The 17,627-nt window shown below is 42.0% G+C and carries 12 protein-coding genes; 2 read left to right on the plus strand and 10 right to left on the minus strand.

The window, feature by feature from the left end:
- Positions 1–150: 150 nt before the first annotated feature.
- From RB214_RS15925 to RB214_RS15945, 5 genes are all read right to left on the minus strand, one after another.
- On the minus strand, positions 151–4,455 hold the full coding sequence (locus RB214_RS15925) for an alpha-1,6-glucosidase domain-containing protein (RefSeq protein ID WP_309167779.1): 4,305 nt from the start codon (positions 4,453–4,455) through the stop codon (positions 151–153).
- A gap of 22 nt (positions 4,456–4,477) precedes the next feature.
- A complete protein-coding gene (locus RB214_RS15930) occupies positions 4,478–7,351 on the minus strand; it encodes a TonB-dependent receptor (protein WP_309167780.1) in 2,874 nt (957 codons plus the stop codon).
- A gap of 166 nt (positions 7,352–7,517) precedes the next feature.
- Positions 7,518–8,135 carry a LysE family translocator gene (locus RB214_RS15935; protein WP_024604487.1) on the minus strand — a complete coding sequence of 206 codons (618 nt, stop codon included), beginning with the start codon at positions 8,133–8,135 and terminating at the stop codon, positions 7,518–7,520.
- Positions 8,136–8,318 (minus strand): hypothetical protein, encoded by a 183-nt coding sequence (locus RB214_RS15940; protein ID WP_024604488.1) that lies wholly within the window; start codon positions 8,316–8,318, stop codon positions 8,136–8,138. It abuts the gene before it with no gap.
- Positions 8,319–8,335: 17 nt separating this feature from the next.
- Positions 8,336–8,734 (minus strand): DUF3224 domain-containing protein, encoded by a 399-nt coding sequence (locus RB214_RS15945; protein WP_154904068.1) that lies wholly within the window; start codon positions 8,732–8,734, stop codon positions 8,336–8,338.
- Between the two features lie 91 nt (positions 8,735–8,825).
- Here RB214_RS15945 and RB214_RS15950 point away from each other — a divergent pair, with 91 nt between their 5' ends.
- Entirely contained in the window at positions 8,826–10,604 is a 1,779-nt protein-coding gene (locus RB214_RS15950; RefSeq protein ID WP_182737900.1) for an ABC transporter transmembrane domain-containing protein, read from the plus strand.
- On the opposite strand, the gene RB214_RS15955 is transcribed toward RB214_RS15950, so the two are convergent.
- Positions 10,605–11,237 carry an OmpA family protein gene (locus tag RB214_RS15955; protein ID WP_002959537.1) on the minus strand — a complete coding sequence of 211 codons (633 nt, stop codon included), beginning with the start codon at positions 11,235–11,237 and terminating at the stop codon, positions 10,605–10,607.
- A 190-nt stretch (positions 11,238–11,427) separates the two neighbouring features.
- Here RB214_RS15955 and chrA point away from each other — a divergent pair, with 190 nt between their 5' ends.
- Complete coding sequence (gene chrA, locus RB214_RS15960) at positions 11,428–12,582, plus strand: chromate efflux transporter (protein WP_197098986.1); 1,155 nt, start codon at positions 11,428–11,430, stop codon at positions 12,580–12,582.
- On the opposite strand, the gene RB214_RS15965 is transcribed toward chrA, so the two are convergent.
- The 4 genes from RB214_RS15965 to speA are packed head-to-tail and all read right to left on the minus strand — an operon-like array spanning position 12,539 to position 17,560.
- Positions 12,539–13,798: a mechanosensitive ion channel family protein gene (locus RB214_RS15965; protein WP_002959539.1), complete on the minus strand. Its 1,260-nt coding sequence runs from the start codon at positions 13,796–13,798 to the stop codon at positions 12,539–12,541. The two genes, chrA and RB214_RS15965, sit on opposite strands and share 44 nt — an antisense overlap.
- Entirely contained in the window at positions 13,795–14,715 is a 921-nt protein-coding gene (locus RB214_RS15970; protein WP_165744197.1) for an acetyltransferase, read from the minus strand. Before RB214_RS15970 ends, RB214_RS15965 begins: the two co-directional genes overlap by 4 nt.
- 25 nt (positions 14,716–14,740) lie before the next feature.
- Positions 14,741–15,619 carry an acyltransferase gene (locus tag RB214_RS15975; RefSeq protein WP_024604493.1) on the minus strand — a complete coding sequence of 293 codons (879 nt, stop codon included), beginning with the start codon at positions 15,617–15,619 and terminating at the stop codon, positions 14,741–14,743.
- Positions 15,620–15,679: 60 nt separating this feature from the next.
- On the minus strand, positions 15,680–17,560 hold the full coding sequence (speA, locus tag RB214_RS15980; RefSeq protein ID WP_309167781.1) for a biosynthetic arginine decarboxylase: 1,881 nt from the start codon (positions 17,558–17,560) through the stop codon (positions 15,680–15,682).
- Positions 17,561–17,627 lie beyond the last annotated feature (67 nt).

Genomic DNA, 17,627 nt, shown 5'->3' on the forward strand with positions numbered 1-17,627 from the left:
ATTTATAAAAGTACGCCAATCTAATATTGAATGCAATTTAGTCCAAACATTTATAATTAGCATTCAAATATACTTTCACACACTTATGTACATACAAAAAAGCCGAGCATACAGGGCTATGCTCGGCTTAGATCTGGGAAAATATAACTGCTACTGTTTGTTGATAAGTATGCTCACATTTTCTCTATCTGGGCCTATTACCTTAAAGGTGTAAGTACCTTGTTCGGTAATATTTAGTGCTATATTGGCACCTACCGCTTCAAGTGGTGTTAGTTCATCAATTGCCACTACCGGCGTATCGCCTGCTCCACCGTAATCAACGGTACTCCAATCTTCAGACGCTACTTTAAATTCGTAGTCACCCGCTTCTAACTCTATTGATGTAGAGTAAATTGCATCACCCTCGTACATCAGCGGGTTATCAGTACTCCAGTCATTTAAGCTGCCGCGAATAAACACTGTCGTTTGTGCAAACATTTCAGCGTTGAGCACTTTTAGCGATACGTTATTTAAATCACTGGCGTCAAATATAAACTGGTATTCACCTTGCTCGGTAATGTCGATGGTCATATTCGCGCCCGCAACCGACAACTGCTCAGCGGTGCCAACCATTACACTGGCATCACCCTCAGCCGAGCCATAATCAACCGTGCTCCAATCTTCTGACGCTATTTTAAATTCGTAGCTTGCAGCGCTCAGTGTTTTAGTAAAGGTGTAAATACCTTTGCTTTTATAACTTAACTCATCGGTTACTCCCCAGTCATTAAGCGTACCGCGCACATAAATAGCAGTGCCTATAAATGGCTCTTCGTTGTATAAAGTAAGCGTTGGATTTTCAGGGTTTGAAGCATCAAGTGAAAATACATAGGTTGCATCAATAGTAGCGCTGAATGTCATGTTTGCACCTGAGCGCGTTAATGGTTCACTTTGGTTTTCAACTACATCTTTATCAGCGTCAGTAAGCGCGCCAAAATCAACTGTAGACCAATCTTCAGAGGCAATTTTAAATTCGTAATCACCAGCGCTCAGCGCAATTGCTATACGGTATTGACCTTCGCCAATATATTCAAATGCATCGCGTGTGCCCCAGTCATTTAAACTACCGCGCACAAACACCGCGGTGCTGCCATAAGGTACTACATCAGGCGCGCCTACGGTCGCATTTGCACTTAAACCAACACCTTGGCTCTCACCTTGGTTTTTAGTAAATACAGCTAATGTGTAAGGCGGTACAGTAAATGTGCCTTCGTTATCGCCAGTAGCAAAATTGGCGCTAGCCATACTTGCATCAACACTGTTTTTTAATACATTGTGTAATTCAAAATCCGCTGCGGTGGCAATAGTATGGCTAAGGGTTTGCTCGGTTGCGTTAATCACCACAACAAGCGCATCAAATGCAGGGTCTAAGTCTGTTAGCCCTTCGCCATCATCAATGCTCATTACTATTAAGCCATGTTGCTGCGCTTTACCTACGTTATGAAAACCCACCCGCTCAATAACATCTTGCTCTGTGGTTAATCTAAAGAGTGGGCTGCTACTACGTATTTGTAAAAATTCATTAAATACATCATGTGCAAAGGTAATATCTTGTGGCTGTGCAGCCGCTTGGGTATTAGCAGAAATAGGCATAATTTCTTGCCATTTCACTTCGTTGTCTTGTGCGAGTGGCAAGCCAATATTCCAGTTATTGGTATCTTTGGTAAAATCAACAAAGTTAAACCAGTCGCCAGAGTCGTAGCTGTTACGATCCATCGATTTTGAACGCAGCAAGTCGGCACCCATTTGCATAAATGGAATACCTTGGCTCATAAGCGGAAGTGCTAATGCCATATTATGAGCACGAACGCGCTGCTCAATACTCATATTAGTGCTGTGTTTATATTGCAGCTGATCCCATAGTGTTTCGTTATCGTGTTTTGATACGTAATGAATGCTATCGGCAGGGTCTAGTGCATACGCCGTTGGCTGAGTATTCCAAGTAAAGCTATTACCCTTTGCTGAGTTACCTTTAAAGTCTTTTAAAACGTAGTTTTGTAAATTACCCGCAAGTGACAAACGTAAAGTATCTTGCTCTGCTAAATTGCCATCCGTTGAGCTATTACTAAATAATGCGCCGCCGCGAACGGCTTCACGAATACGGTCGTTAAAGGTACCTACTTCGCTACCGGCCATATCGGCTTGTTTGGCTTGCACAAATAAGCGGTTATTTGCCACCTCACCAAAGTCCCAACCTTCGCCATAAAAGTAGTTATCTTCATCAACAGCTTGCACTGCATCACGTGCTGCAAGAATTGACGATTTTGGCATGTGCCCCATTACATCAAATCTAAAGCTGTCATAGCCAAATTCACGCGCCAAAATAACTAATGAATCACTAACAAACTTATCCATCATTACATGCTCTGTAGCTGTATTTTCACAACACGTTGAGCGCTCTATTTCACCGCTTACTTCGTTATAGCGATGGTAGTAACCCGGTACTAGCTTATCAAATACCGACTTGTCCCAAATACCCGACGATGTTGTATGGTTATAAACCACATCAAGCACTACGCGCAGACCAATAGATTGCAGTGATTGCACCATAGCGCGGGTTTCTTTAACGCGGGCAATGCCCTCTGGGCTTGAGGCGTACGAGCCTTCAGGCGCAATAAAGTAATGCGGATCGTAACCCCAGTTAAAGCTATCTAAGCTGCGCATAGCATTAGCAAGTGCTTGTGCGTCATCTGAGCCTGGTAAATAACCGCCCATTAAATCAATAATGGTGCTGTTTTTATCTTGGGTTTTACACGCATCGGCTTCATCATTAATTTGCTCACATAAATCACCTAGCGTATCGCTAATATCTACACGCTTACTGACGTCTTCATCTATGGTGCCAATATCAGTAATAGGTAATAAATGAAAGTGTGTTAAGCCATTTTGAGCCAAAGTTTGTAAGTGCTGCATAGGAGCACTATTTAGCTCAGTAAATGCAAGGTACTTACCACGGTTAGCCTCTGTTACGCTGTTATCGCGCGCACTAAAGTCACGTACATGGCCCTCGTAAATAATCGCATCTTCTGGGTTTTCTACAGTAGGAATAAGGCGTGTATCCCACCCTTCGGGTTTAGTGTCTTCATCGGCTAAATTAATCAACTGGCTGTATAAACCATTGGTAGATACATTTAGTGAGTAAGGATCCGTGCTCCAAAGCGACTCTATTTGCTGAGTCAGTGGGTGGTAAACATCAAAATTAAAGCGGTAGTAGTGGCGGTCGTATTGCATATCTAAACTTGCTTGCCAAATACCTGTCTGTGTATTTAATGTCATTGGCGTAGAGTGCACTTGTGTTTTTGCATCATCAAACACGTTTAGCATCATGTTATTAGCGGTGGGTGCCCACACAGTTACATCAATCGCGTTATTGCCATAGCTTACACCCAGCACAGCTTCATTAGCATCGTCTTCGCCTTGCGTATAAAGGGCATCGAGTGCTTTAGCGGTTTGCACATAGCTTGCTTCTAGCAGCGTGCCTTCACTATCGTAACCTGCAATAACAAGCTGCGATTTAATAAGCGTTTTGGCAGTGCTTGTATCCCAACTTCCTTCGTATGCGTTCCAGGTGGTTAAATGCGGTACTTTTGACGCTTGCTCATCAGTTAAATTGCTTGATTGCAGCGTAACAGTATCGCCGTTTAAACCAGTATCAATATCCACTTCAAGCTCAGCCGTAGCTGATGAATGTAACTTAATTAGGCTTGTAAACTCGTTACTTGGTTTATACAAAATAGTATTTAAATCAATCCAATGCGCTGAAGCACCTGTTATAGCAACTGCGCGTTCGCCTAAACTTAATATAGGGTATTCAAACACCGAAGGCTCGCCATGAATGGTAAAGTTCATACGCTGAAAGGTTTCATCGTCTTGCATCAGCGGCATGGTTAAATCCACATCACCAAACGCCTTACCTGACCCTTCTGTACCAATATGAATAATAAAATTGGCACATTCGTTATAACCCTCTTTAAGGTTAATTATCCAGTACGCACCGTAGTTTGGATCAATACCATCGTATTCATGGCCGTTAGCCCAATCACTGGTATCAAATGGTGGTGCATAAGCATCACACACATCGTTATTCCACGAATGTAATCGGTAGCCTTCGTAATTGTCATCGGCTAAGCGGTTATAAAACAAAACCGCCTCTCCTTCCCCTGCAAATACAACAGGGTCTGGCAGGGTTGGGTCGGCGCCAACCACGCAACTTTCGTTATTTTCATCAGGTACTGTAGGTGCCGGGCACGATATAGGTTCGGGATCGACACATTGTGACCCCGCTTCATTAGGGACTTGTGGCACATTACAGGTAAGTAATGGTTCACCAGATTCAACATCACCTGTTCCACCACACGCTGCTAATAGCATTAACGCTAACGTTATTAGCAAATATTTAGACATAGTTATAATTTTCATTTTTAAACGCTCCGTTTGCTAATTAATGACTGTATGTAAAACCAAGGTAGAACTGACGACCAAAGTACTGAGTCGTCCCTGTTCGTTGCTCTGAGCCAAAGTAACTTTGGGTTGGTTCATCGGTTAAGTTATTAACTTGCAAAAGCATTGTTAGCGAGTCGCTAAAGCGATAAGAGGTTTGAAAGTCGACTACGGTTTCAGCATCAAAATTAACCACTTGCTCGTTAATGGCAACCTGCTCTGAAACAAATTCATCGCGGTAGCGCACATTAAGACGGGTTTCAAAATCATCCATTGAGTAAAAAACCGTGGCATTAAACACGTTATTAGATAGCCCAGGTAAAGATTGCGCTAATGTGTCGCCCCCTAAGCTGGTAATCGATTCAATTTCACTTTCGGTGTATGAGTAACTTGCGTTAGCGCCTAAACCATTAAATGGCTCAGGTAAAAAGGTAAACACTTGCGTATAAGCAAGCTCTAGCCCTCTAATATAGCCACCTTCACCATTATTAACTGCCGTGGTGTAAATACCGTTAGTTGTCGCAACTTGCTCGCCACTAACTGGGTCTTCTATAAAATCAGGTACGTTAAAGCCATTACCTTTAAAGTCGAAGTTTTCGATTGATAAGGTTTCAACAAACGAGTCTATTTTTTTATAAAATAACGCTGCTGCGATAGTGCCGTTGCCTTCTTCAAAATAATATTCGTAAGATAAGTCGTATTGGTCGGCATAAAAGGGTTTTAAAAATGGGTTATTAGTACTTGAGCCATTAATAACCCCATCGTCACTTACGTTTGCACTGGCATCGCCCGCTAAGCGGTTAATTGGCGCACGCGACATGACTTTAGCCGCTGCAAAGCGCACAAGTGAATTGTCGTTAAGTTGCAGGTTTAAATTTAATGATGGTAAGTAGTCGGTGTATTTAGTGCCTAATACATTAGGCGCGTATAAATCATTTACAATGCCGTTCTCATCAACAATATTTTGCGCACCTAAGCGCGCATCGCCTGCTACGTTTTCTAGTACCGTTGCAGATTGGTCGGTTTCAACGCGGCGCACACCCACATTACCCGATAGGTCGAGCCCCCCTATTTGCGTGTTAATGTTTACCATAACGTACGCAGCTAGCACATCTTCAAACACCGAGCCGCTTTGTAGCACTGTCCACGAATAGTTAGTTGTGTAACCTTGCGCGTCGTCTACGCCATCAGCGTTGCCCCATGTTTGAACAGGCTCTGGCGTGCCATCTGGAAACCACGCATTGAGCGCTTTGTCTAAATCAATAGCTAAATACGATGGGAAATAACTAAACTCGCCCTGCCAGTCAACCACAGAGGCCATATCGTCGGTTAAACGCAAAGGCGGTTGCGTTGCTGAAAACGCCCCGTCGTTACCGTACTCAAATACCGATCGTTTTCGGCTGTACTCTCTATCTGAGTAGCGCGCACCAAACTCTACCGAGCTAAATATGTCGCTTTCTAGCTCGTATTTAAAATCGAGCTTAAATGCCGTTACTTCATCTTCTGTTTGATCTGGGTAAATACCATATTTGCTGACCATTACACGGTCTATATCGCTAAAGGCGGCCGCCTGATTAAACCCAACGTCAGGTAAATTTAAGCCATTTAATTGATAGTTAATTGCTACGTTGTTATCAAATACTGGCGTTTCTGCATTGGCATCTTCTGCTACTAAGCTCCACAGTAAGCCATTTCTAAAATTACTTTTTGCGCGAGAGAGCGACACATCGGCATTTACGCTTAATCTATCGGTTACCTGCCAATCGGCATTAACGCCAAAACTATCTACTTCGTCAAAGTCTTGGTTGTCGTCGTTTACTATTTCAACGCGGGTATAGCTTTGCGAAGTGCGGTTAACCGCTGCGCCTATTACGGCATTACCATCAAGCTGGGCGTTTGCATATGCAGCTGTTGGCCCGCCTAATTTAACCCTAAGGCCACGGGCAAACGACTCTTTATCAAAGCGCGATAAAAACGCATCACCTTTTAATTTAAAGTTATCTACCGGCGCCCACTCTACAGCTGCTAAGTAACCATTACGGGTTTCTTCGCCGCCTAAATGCTGTAGCTCAAAGCCTTCGCTAATGTATTCGTTTTCTGGATTAGCTAAAGGGCCATTGGTGTCGTTAGCTGCGCCATCAACGTCTTTTGTATCGTTGTACGCAAGGCCAATAAACTGCGTTGCTACACTTGGCTGAAACAAACGCGCATAGCCAAGCGCTACGCCTAATGTGTCGTCTAGGTATTTGCCTTGATACGAAAAACTAATTCGGTCGCCAAACTCAGTGGCATCCGACACCTCTGAGGCGCGGTCGTTATACATACCGCGCACATTAGCTACAAATTTATGTGTTTGGTCGTTATTGAGTGGGCTGGCGGTTTCAAGCTCTACCGTACCGGCCACGCCACCTTCAATAAGCGATGCCTTTGGTGATTTGTATACCGCCGCAGAGCTAATTAATTCTGACGGGTATTGGTCAAACTCAATACTGCGGCTGCCACTTGTAGATACTTGCTCGCGGCCATTAAGTGTTGAAAATACAAACCCGCCCGAAAGCCCACGTATATTAATTTGTGCCGCTTGTCCGCCCGTTCTTACTGCTGAAATACCTGGTAATCGTGTAAGCGCATCGGCCATTGAAATATCAGGCAATGCCCCTAAATCATCGGCAGAAATTTGTTCTGACACCGTATCGCTAAAACGCTTTTGATTTAAAGATTGGATTAAACTGCGACTAAAGCCTCGCACTTCAATAATTTCTAAATCTTCAGCTTGTGTGCTGGGTGATTGATTTGTTGAGCCTTCGTTTGCAGCCAATGCACTATTAGCGGCAAATAAAGCCAGCATAAATGCACTTAGTTTAAACTTGTCCATGTGTGTGAACCTTTGAGTTATTGTTGTCAGGTGTTGCTGTGTTGTTCAAAACACAACCAACAAATTGTAACTAAAAGGTAAAATTAATGTAATGAATACGTATGCAGGGCATGAGGGTTAGGCTACAGGTGTATGCGCGTACAGACACCTACATTTGGAACGCTATTTAAAGGCTAAGCACCACTTTTATCGCAAGAGCAATAAATACGACTCCCAGTATTTTATCAAGCCACGGGTTCTGCTTGGTAAATCCAAAGCGGTTTTTTGAAACCTCAGTCAGTAACGCCACCAGCAAGTACCAACCGGTATCAATTACAAACACGGTTAAACACATAATTATACCCACACTTAAAGTAAGTAGCTGAGGGTCAATAAACTGTGAGAACAAGGCTAAAAAGAAAATAGCGAGCTTGGGGTTCAAAAAAGCAATGGCAAAACCATCTTGTAATGCTTTAGCTGCACTTACCTCACTTTTTTGTACTTCAAGTTCGTTATTGCTGGGTTTTGCTAGCAATATTTTTATACCTAAATACGCCAAATAGGCTGCGCCTAAATACACCAGTATTTGATAAACAGTCGGAAACTGCATCATTAAAGCGCCTAACCCTAATAACGATGCACCTGCGTATAACCCAACACCGGTACCATGGCTGAGCGCGGCAAGCATACCGTTTTTCATACTACCGTTAAGTGAGTGCTTTAAAACCACCGCTAAACTTGGTCCTGGCGACATTGCGCCCATCATACAAATAGCCGCTAGGCTTAACCATACTGTAAATGTCATTTAGAGCTCGTCAGTTTCAATAAGTAATGTATAACCGTGCACTTGCCCATAAAAACCTGCCAAGGGCACTGCGTTTATTACTTTCCAGCCATCTTGGTTTAATTCCTGTATGCGGTCATTCAGTGCGACTATATCTACCCCACCCAAAAAACGGGTCTTTCTAAATTCGATTACTTTTTGCATTTTAATCCTTGTGTGTCTTATAAAGTGTATTCAAAATCGTAGTGGTGAATCCCTTGCTCAATACGTATTTTCATACTGCCCGTTAACCCTTCTAGCTCATTAGTGCCTGAGTCGGGAATTACATTTAAAATTAGGCTGTCTTGGCCTTTATCCATAGTGCCAAAATGCTGCAGTACAAAACTGCCTTTTTTACCTTCAAGCTCGCCTATTACTTGCTCTATGGCAACATAACCGGCACTGCCTTGTGTGGGTGTCATGGCGCTTAGCATTTCGCCTTGGCTGGTGGCATTTAAGCTACCTTTAAATGTTTTATCTATCGACATACGCCCTAAATTAACGCCGTTTTGGCCGCTTGCGTAGCCTTCTATAGGGGCCAGATTTACATTAAATTCTCCACTTACGGTTGCAGTAGTCATAACGTTTCCTTATTGATGCTAATGTTTAAAAGTATTGATTTTTATTATCTTAGTGCCATATCTATACCTTAACCTTTAAAAAGAATCCACTATGTCAAAAACAAGCCCTAAGCCCGAAAAAGCCGCTTTTAGTAGTTTATTACCTATTTTTGCTTTTATTAAACCTTACAAATGGATGGTAGTAGCGGCGCTTGCTGCCCTTTTAGTAACCGCTGGTGTTAACTTATCATTAGGGCAAGGGGTTAAGTTTGTCATAGATCATGGCTTTATAGCTGGCTCTAAAGATCAGCTACAACAAGCTGTATTGGTGCTTATTGGTTTAATTAGTTTATTGGCCGTAGGCACCTTTAGCCGCTTTTATTTAATGTCGTGGATTGGCGAGCGAGTCAGTAACGATATTCGCAAAGCCGTGTTTAATCGCATTGTTACTTTGCACCCAAGCTACTTTGAAGAAAACCGCAGTGGCGAGCTTATGTCGCGTTTAACAACCGACACAACATTACTGCAATCAATTATTGGTTCATCATTTTCTATGGCGCTTCGCAGTGTACTTATGCTGGTTGGTGGACTTGCTATGCTGTTGTTTACTAATTTAAAACTTACTTTAGTGGTTGTTGCTTGTGTGCCGTTGGTACTTGTTCCTATGATGGTATTTGGTAAAAAGGTGCGCAAACTTGCAAGCTCCAGCCAAGATGCCATAGCCGATATAAGCACCTATGCCGGCGAGATCATTCAAAATATTAAAGTAGTGCAAAGCTATAGCCACGAAGAACAAGAGCAGCACGCTTTTGCACTTGAAACCGAAAAAGCCTTTAATGTGGCTAAAAGCCGCATTAAACAACGCTCGTTTTTAATTGCAGCGGTAATATTTTTAACTTTTAGTGCTATTAGCGCAATGCTGTGGGTCGGCGGCAGCGACGTATTAGCAGGTACCATGACTGGCGGTGAGCTAGGAGCCTTTGTGTTTTACGCTATTATGGTGGCAATGTCGGTGGCAACCGTTGCTGAAGTATATGGCGAACTACAACGCGCAGCAGGCGCAGCTGCAAGATTACTTGAGTTACTTGCTGTTAAAAGTGAGATAGAAAACCCACTAAATCCACAAGATAGTAACTTACTAAAAAATAGTAACAGCCCTGCTATTACGCTTGAGAATATAAGCTTTAACTACCCTTCTCGCCCAGACGTAAGCGCACTTAATAAAATAAGTTTAAATATACTTCAAGGCCAAACTGTGGCTATTGTTGGCCCTTCTGGCGCAGGTAAAACAACCTTATTTGAATTACTACAGCGCTTTTACGATCCGGCTAGCGGAGCCATCAAATTTAAAGATATAAACATTAAAGAATTATCGCTTAATACCCTCAGAGGTAAAATGGGTATGGTAGCGCAAAACCCTATTTTATTTAGCTCCGATGTAATGCATAACATTCGCTACGGCAACCCAAAAGCAAGTGACGAGCAAGTATATGCCGCTGCCAAACATGCTCATGCTGATGAATTTATTAAACAATTACCGCAAGGTTATAACAGTTTTTTAGGTGAGCAAGGTGTGAGGTTATCGGGTGGGCAAAAGCAGCGTATTGTACTGGCACGCGCTATTTTAAAAGATCCTGAAATACTGCTTTTAGATGAAGCAACCAGTGCACTCGATGCTCAAAGTGAGCACCACGTGCAAGCTGCGCTTGAGCATTTAATGCAAAACCGCACCACGCTTATTATTGCCCATAGACTAGCAACGGTTAAACATGCCGATGTGATTGTAGTCATGGAAAATGGAGAGATTATAGCAACGGGTACCCACCAAGAATTAGTAGCAAGTAACCCGTTGTATCAAAAACTGTGTGAATTACAGTTTAATAAAGACTAATTATTCTTCAGTGTTTGGTACTATTTGAATTTCTACACGGCGGTTTTGAGCACGGCCATTTGCACTATCGTTAGTCGCAATTGGACGTGTTTCGCCATAACCCATAGTACTTACACGCTCAGCCATGATTTGCTGGTTCACTAAGTAGTTTTTAACGCTTTGAGCACGTTCACGCGATAGGTTCATGTTGTAGCTGTCTTTACCTGTGCTATCTGTATGGCCTTCAATACTTAGGTACGTTTTTTCGTATTTGTTCATCACTTTAGCAATCGCATCTAAGGTATCGTTAAAGCCAGACGAAATATAAGATTGGTCGGTCGCAAACGTAATATTAGATGGCATAACTAAACGCAAGTTATCGCCTTCACGTACAACTTCAACACCAGAGCCTGCAAGTTCATCACGAAATGCTTCTTCTTGCTTATCCATGTAGTTGCCCACTGCAGCGCCAGCTAGTGCGCCGATAGCAGCGCCTATAAAAATACGCTTATCTTTATGGTTACTTGTTGCTTTACCTAATACGCCACCCGCTGCTGCGCCAATAGCCGCACCTTTGCCGGTGTTATTCATTTCACAACCAGAAAGTAATACAGCTACTACGGTTACGCTTAAAAGTGATTTAGTTAAAGTCATGGTGATACCCTATTCATTAAGAATTTAGCAAGATTATGCAAATACATGTATGAACAAACTATGAAGAGAGTGTTAAAAGCAGCGCATCTTGCTTGATTGTTAAACAGACCTCAAACTAATGTGCCGTTTTAATAAAAATGTCATACTACGCTGTGACAATTTAATGAATTTTACAAAGGATATTGGCGCAATGTTAATTGCTATTTTTAGACAATTTTTTTTACTAGGGTGCATGAGTTTTGGTGGCCCCGCTGCGCATTTAGGCTATTTTAAGCGCCACTTTGTAGATTCGTTAAATTGGCTAACTAACACCCGTTACGCACAACTTATTAGTTTAAGCCAAGCATTACCAGGGCCAGGCTCTAGCCAAGTTAGTTTTGCTATTGGTGTTGAGCGTGCAGGAGTACTGGGTGGTATAGCTGCTTTTGTAGGCTTTACCTTGCCTTCGTTTTTAATAATGGTGCTGCTTGCGGTTAGTGCCCATCAGTTTGACGCTGTTTACTTTGCAATTATTGCAGGCTTAAAGTTATTTGCCGTTGTTATAGTCGCGGATGCAACACTTAGTATGGCTAAAAGCTTTTGTACAAGTGCTGCGCTTAAGTTACTTGCGATAATGAGTACACTTGCCTTGGTGTTATTTCCAATGATGGGAACTCAAATAGCGATTTTAATCACCGCTGCAACAGTAGGTGCTATATGGCCTTTATTAAAACTTGGCACAGTAGCAGACGATGTTAGCAGTAAAAACAGTAATATTAATTGGATTGCACTGGGGTTATTTGCGCTCTTACTTGGGGTTAGCTTTATTCCACTAGGGCATGAGTTTGCTTTGTTTACCCCTTTTTACCAAGCGGGTGCAATGGTGTTTGGCGGCGGACACGTAGTACTGCCGGTACTTCAAGCTGGCGTACCAGCATTGAGTGATGATCAGTTTTTAAGTGCTTACGCGAGTGCACAGGCAGTGCCAGGGCCAATGTTTACTATTGCTACTTACTTAGGCGCACAACTTACTACTGAGCAACCTTTAGTGGGTGCCCTTATAGCTACACTGCTTATATTTATGCCTGGTTTTTTACTTATACTGGCGTTTCAGAAGAGTTGGATTAATTTGGCAAGTAAGCCACGTTTTGCAAGTTCAATAGCGGCGCTCAATGCAGCGGTAGTCGGTTTTTTAGCGGCCGCATTGTATTCACCAATTTGGACATCGGCTGTGCATAACCTTTGGCAGGTTGCGTTACTAATAATTACATTTGCATGGCTGCGATTTAAAAAGCCACCTATTTGGTGGCTCTTAGCTTTATTTATTGCTGTGGGTCTTTTGCAGCACTATTTGCCATCACTCTAAATGTTGGCTTATCTGTTTGTTGCTCGTTAGGAGGGCTTAATTGCCCACTCACACTTTGATATGCCCTAAGCCCAAACACTGGCAATACTGCAAGTAAATGGTCCATTATTTCGGCTTGTAGATGCTCGTACGAAATCCAGCGTTTGTCTTCACTAAAGCAATAAAACTCAATCGGTAACCCGTGGTTCATTGGTTGTAGCTCTCGTACCATTAACGTAAGCGACGTATTAATTTTACTGTGCTGCTTTAAATAGCCCTCAGCATAACGACGAAACAGCCCTAAATTAGAAACTTGAGCGGGTAATGTCGTCACTCGGATATAGTCATGAAGCGGAATAGCCGCATCTATTTGCTTTCTAAATTCATCACTTACTAAACAAATACTGTGCATATCTATATTAAGTGAACGTTTAATACGTCTACCGCCCGACTCTTGCATACCGCGCCAGTTTTTAAACGAACCCGCAACTAGCATATAAGTTGGAATAGTTGTAATGGTGTTATCCCAGTTACGTACCTTTACAGTGTTTAAACCCAAATCAATTACTTCGCCATCGGCGCCATAGTTTTCTACTTGAATCCAATCACCATAGGTTACTAGGCGATTTGCTGCGATTTGAATACTAGCTACAAAGCCTAAAATAGTGTCTTTAAATACTAATAACGTAACAGCAGCAATAGCACCAAAGCCAGAGAGAATATAAGTGGGTGACTTCTCAAGGAAAATACTTACAATTAAAATAGCACACACAATAAAGGTGATTAGCTTAACAACCTGAATTAAGCCCTGAATAGGGACTTCGCGTGCAAACTCCAATTGGTTATAAATAGAACCCGCAATGCTTACAATACTGCTAAAAATAAAACCTACATGAATAATTAGTATGGCTTGGCCAACCGTTTTCAAAATTTCAGCGGTCAGCTCATTAACCGGATAAACACTGTCAAAGGTCGCCAAAAATAATACGCAGCAAAGCATACCTGCAATACGTCTATTAAGCTTATTAAGCATAGGCGACAACGAACCAATACGTTGAGGCGAAAGCTTAGTTACCACTTTTTGAATGCCTGGTAACATTAACCTACGAGTAAATAAGTAAACAATTAATAAAGAAAAAATCCCTATTGAAACTGCGGTAATAGAACTAAGAAAATCCGCATCGGGTACTTTTTCAAACCAAGGAGCTATTAACTCCTGTAGGTGGGTGTTGGTCATAGTGTTTCAATTTCCTTACTGATTTGTGGTTCAGGTAAATCTTGTTGAGCATAAATATCGGCAAGCTGCTGATCTTTCGCAACCCATAGCTCATTCACATAATGTTGAAAATTAGCTTTAAATACGTCATCGGTTTGATAGCTGCCCTGCATATTGTCATTAATGGGCGTTACGTCTATTGAAACATAAATAGAATCTAGCTCGCCTTTGAGTAAGTTCCGACAAACGTGATCTGTTTTACCGCTATACACTAAACTTGTATTTAGCATGGCATCAAATTGGTTGGCTAGCACTTCAAGCGCAAAAGCAATGCCACCCGCTTTGGGTTTTAATAAGTGCTTAAAAGGACTTTGCTGCAGATTATGCTTAGCTGGCGTAAAGCGTGTGCCTTCAACAAAATTAACGATGGTAGTAGGATAGTGACGAAAATTGCGACAGCTGTGCTTTGTGCGCTCTACATCCAACCCTTTCAATTTTGGGTTTTTAGCAAGCTGTGCTTTGCTTACCCGTTTCATAAACGGCATACCCATAGCCCACGCACCAGTGCCAATAAAAGGCACGTATTTTAATTCATCTTTTAAAAAAAACTTAGGGGCTGGTAATGCATGTAATGAGCTAAGCACAGTTATATCTAACCAACTCGTGTGATTACATATAAGTAAATACCAACTTTTTGAATTTAAATCGCCACTTATATCAACCATAATATTAGGACAACCTAACCACAAGCCAAACCGATTGCCATTGCACCACCCTCGATAAGCGCTGTGCAATAAAGAGTTAACAACAGACAAAGGCAGTAATAACTTAATAAGCCCTAGTACAAATACTAGTGAGCCAAAAAGCATTACATTAGAAAACAATACGCAGCCCACAATTAAGCCGTTAAGCCAATTTGGTAACCACTTTTTTAGCATAACTGTAAGCTCATATTTTTGCCTTTTATTTGGGGTGTTTTTCGAGCGATTGTAATGTTTGCTCTTTATTTTCCCATAAACGATTTAGCTCGCTTTGAAAGCGTACTCTAAATTCAGAATCGCCGGTGTAGTCACCAATAAGCTCTTCGCTTACAGGCCTTACATCCACGTGTACGTTGATATTTTTTACCTTACCACCTGCAAAATCCATGAATGTAGGAATGCCATCAGGGTAATGAATTGTAACGTTAACCACTTTAGTAATTTGCTCGCCCATCGCTTGCATTACAAAAGCGATACCGCCCGCTTTTGGTTTTAATAAATGTGGAAACGGGCTATTTTGGCGCGCGTGCTTTTGTGTAGTAAAACGAGTGCCTTCTACAAAGTTAACCACACTTACTGGCATCTCTTTAAATTTTTCGCAGGCTTTACGCGTGGTTTCTAAGTCTTTGCCACGCAGCTTTGGATTCTTTTTTAATTGGCTTTTACTCGTGCGGGTCATAAACGGAAAATCAAGCGCCCACCAACACAAACCTAGAATAGGCACGTAAATAAGCTCTTTTTTCAAAAAGAAGTTTAAAAATGGAATTTTACGGTTAAACACGCGCTGCAATACTAAAATATCGACCCAGCTTTGGTGATTTGCAATTACTAGGTACCAATCCTTTAGCTTGAGGTCTTCAAGGCCAGTTACATTAAGTTTAGTTGGCGTAAATAACTTTTGATTTAAGCTATTAAAGGTCACCCAAATAGTTGCAAATTGCTTTGCAGCCCAGCTCATAACCTTTTGTAGAGGCTTAATAGGTATAAGCTTTATAAGCCCACAAATAAAAATAGGCACAAACCAAAAAAGTGTGTTTATTGTGTAAAAAATAATACTAAATACACCGCGAATAACTGACATTACTTCCATTCCTTTAAACATTGCGCAGCCACTAATACTGCGCTTTCAGTTGCTTACAAATTAATCTTCAAAATAGGTATAGCCTTCAAGGCCTGCATTAAGCTCAGCTAAATAACCTTCTTTACACTGCGCTGATACATCAAGTTTATTAACTTGGTACGCAAAGTTGTCAGCTAAAATGGCGCTATCATAGTCAACAAACTTTAATACATCCTTAACGCTATCACCTTTTATGGCATTGGTTAACACATAACCTTCATCATTAAGCTCTACATGCACTGAATCAGTGTCACCGAATAAGTTGTGTAAATCGCCTAAAATTTCTTGATATGCACCCACCATAAACATAGCAATGTGGTATTGCTCACCGTGCTTATATTCTGGTATTGGTAGGCTGGTTTCGATACCAGCGCCTTCAACGTATTCGCGGATTTGCCCGTCAGAGTCACAGGTAATATCTTGAATAATCGCGCGCTGAGTCAATGGTTGAGTTAAGTTTTCGATTGGCATAACCGGAAACAACTGCTGAATACCCCATACATCAGGCAACGACTGAAATAATGAAAAGTTAACAAAGAGTTTATCGGCAAGCTTTTCGTTTAAATCGTCGAGTACTTCACGGTGCGCGCGCGCATTATTACTAAGCGATGCACGTACACGATGTAAAATAGTAAAGTAAAGCTGCTCTATTTTCGCCCACTCTAGCATGCTTACTAAGCCATGCACGTACTGATCGTGCGCTTCGCTAAATAAGTGCATAGCGTCGTGATAAATCTCAAGTGCCATACGCGGGTTTAAACGCTGTAAACACTGCCACATTTCATCAAGCACTAATGCGCTATTTTCAAGCGGCGGCTCTGGATTTAAATGATTGGGCGCTTTTTCTACGTCAATTACATCGGTAATTAATACCGCATGGTGAGCGGTTAAAGCGCGCCCCGATTCGGTGATAATGGCCGGATGCGTAAGATTATGCTGATCGCACACTTCTGCAAATGCATTCACTACATTACGCGCGTACTCTTCTACGGTGTAATTCATTGAACACGCACTGCGTGAGCCAGAGCCTTCGTAATCAACGCCTAAGCCGCCGCCTACATCAACGGTGTTTAACGGTACGTTTAATTGTGTAAGCTCAGCAAAGTGGCGTGCACATTCACGCAAGGCACGGTGAATATCACGAATGTTGGCAATTTGAGAACCAATATGAAAATGCACCATTTGCATTAAGTGCAGCTTATTATGCTTTTTCAGCACTTCAACAGCACTTAGTACTTGGCCTGCCGTTAAACCAAACTTGCCTTTTTCGCCGCCCGTGTTTTGCCACTTGCCTTTGCCTACTGAGTTTAGGCGAATGCGAATGCCAATGGCCGGTTCAATGCCTAGGTTGTCTATTTCTTCAAGTAGTGTGGTCAGTTCTGAAAGCTTTTCTACCACAATTTTTACGCTGTGGCCCATTGCTTGACCAATACACGCTAGGCGTAAAAACTCACTGTCTTTATAGCCGTTACACACAATAGTGATTGGCTCTTTTGCTACGCCCAAAATAGCCATAAGTTCTGGCTTTGAGCCTGCTTCTAGGCCAACAAGTCCGCTTGGATGCGCTAATAGCTTACTTACTACAGAGCATTGCTGATTTACTTTAATTGGGTAAACACAGGTGTATTTGCCATTATATTCACGATTTGCTCGCGCTTGCGTAAACGCGTTAGTGAGCGTATCTACACGATTTTTTAAAATATCAGTAAAGCGTACTAAAACCGGCAATGTTAAACCTTGTTGTTTAAACTGCTCTGTTAATTGCGTTAAAGAAATGGCCGGTTTTGTTTGGTCGCCATCTGGGTAAGCCACCAGTTCGCCTTGTGCGTTAATATCAAAATAACCATCACTCCAATGAGCAACGTTATAAGTGGCGCGTGCTGTTTCTAAACCCCAGGTCATGGCAACTCTTCTTTAGTCAATTAGGTATAAAGGCGCATTTTAATACGTCACTATCCACTAGGCTAAC

The organism is Pseudoalteromonas sp. HL-AS1 (assembly GCF_031198785.1).
GTDB lineage: Bacteria > Pseudomonadota > Gammaproteobacteria > Enterobacterales > Alteromonadaceae > Pseudoalteromonas > Pseudoalteromonas distincta.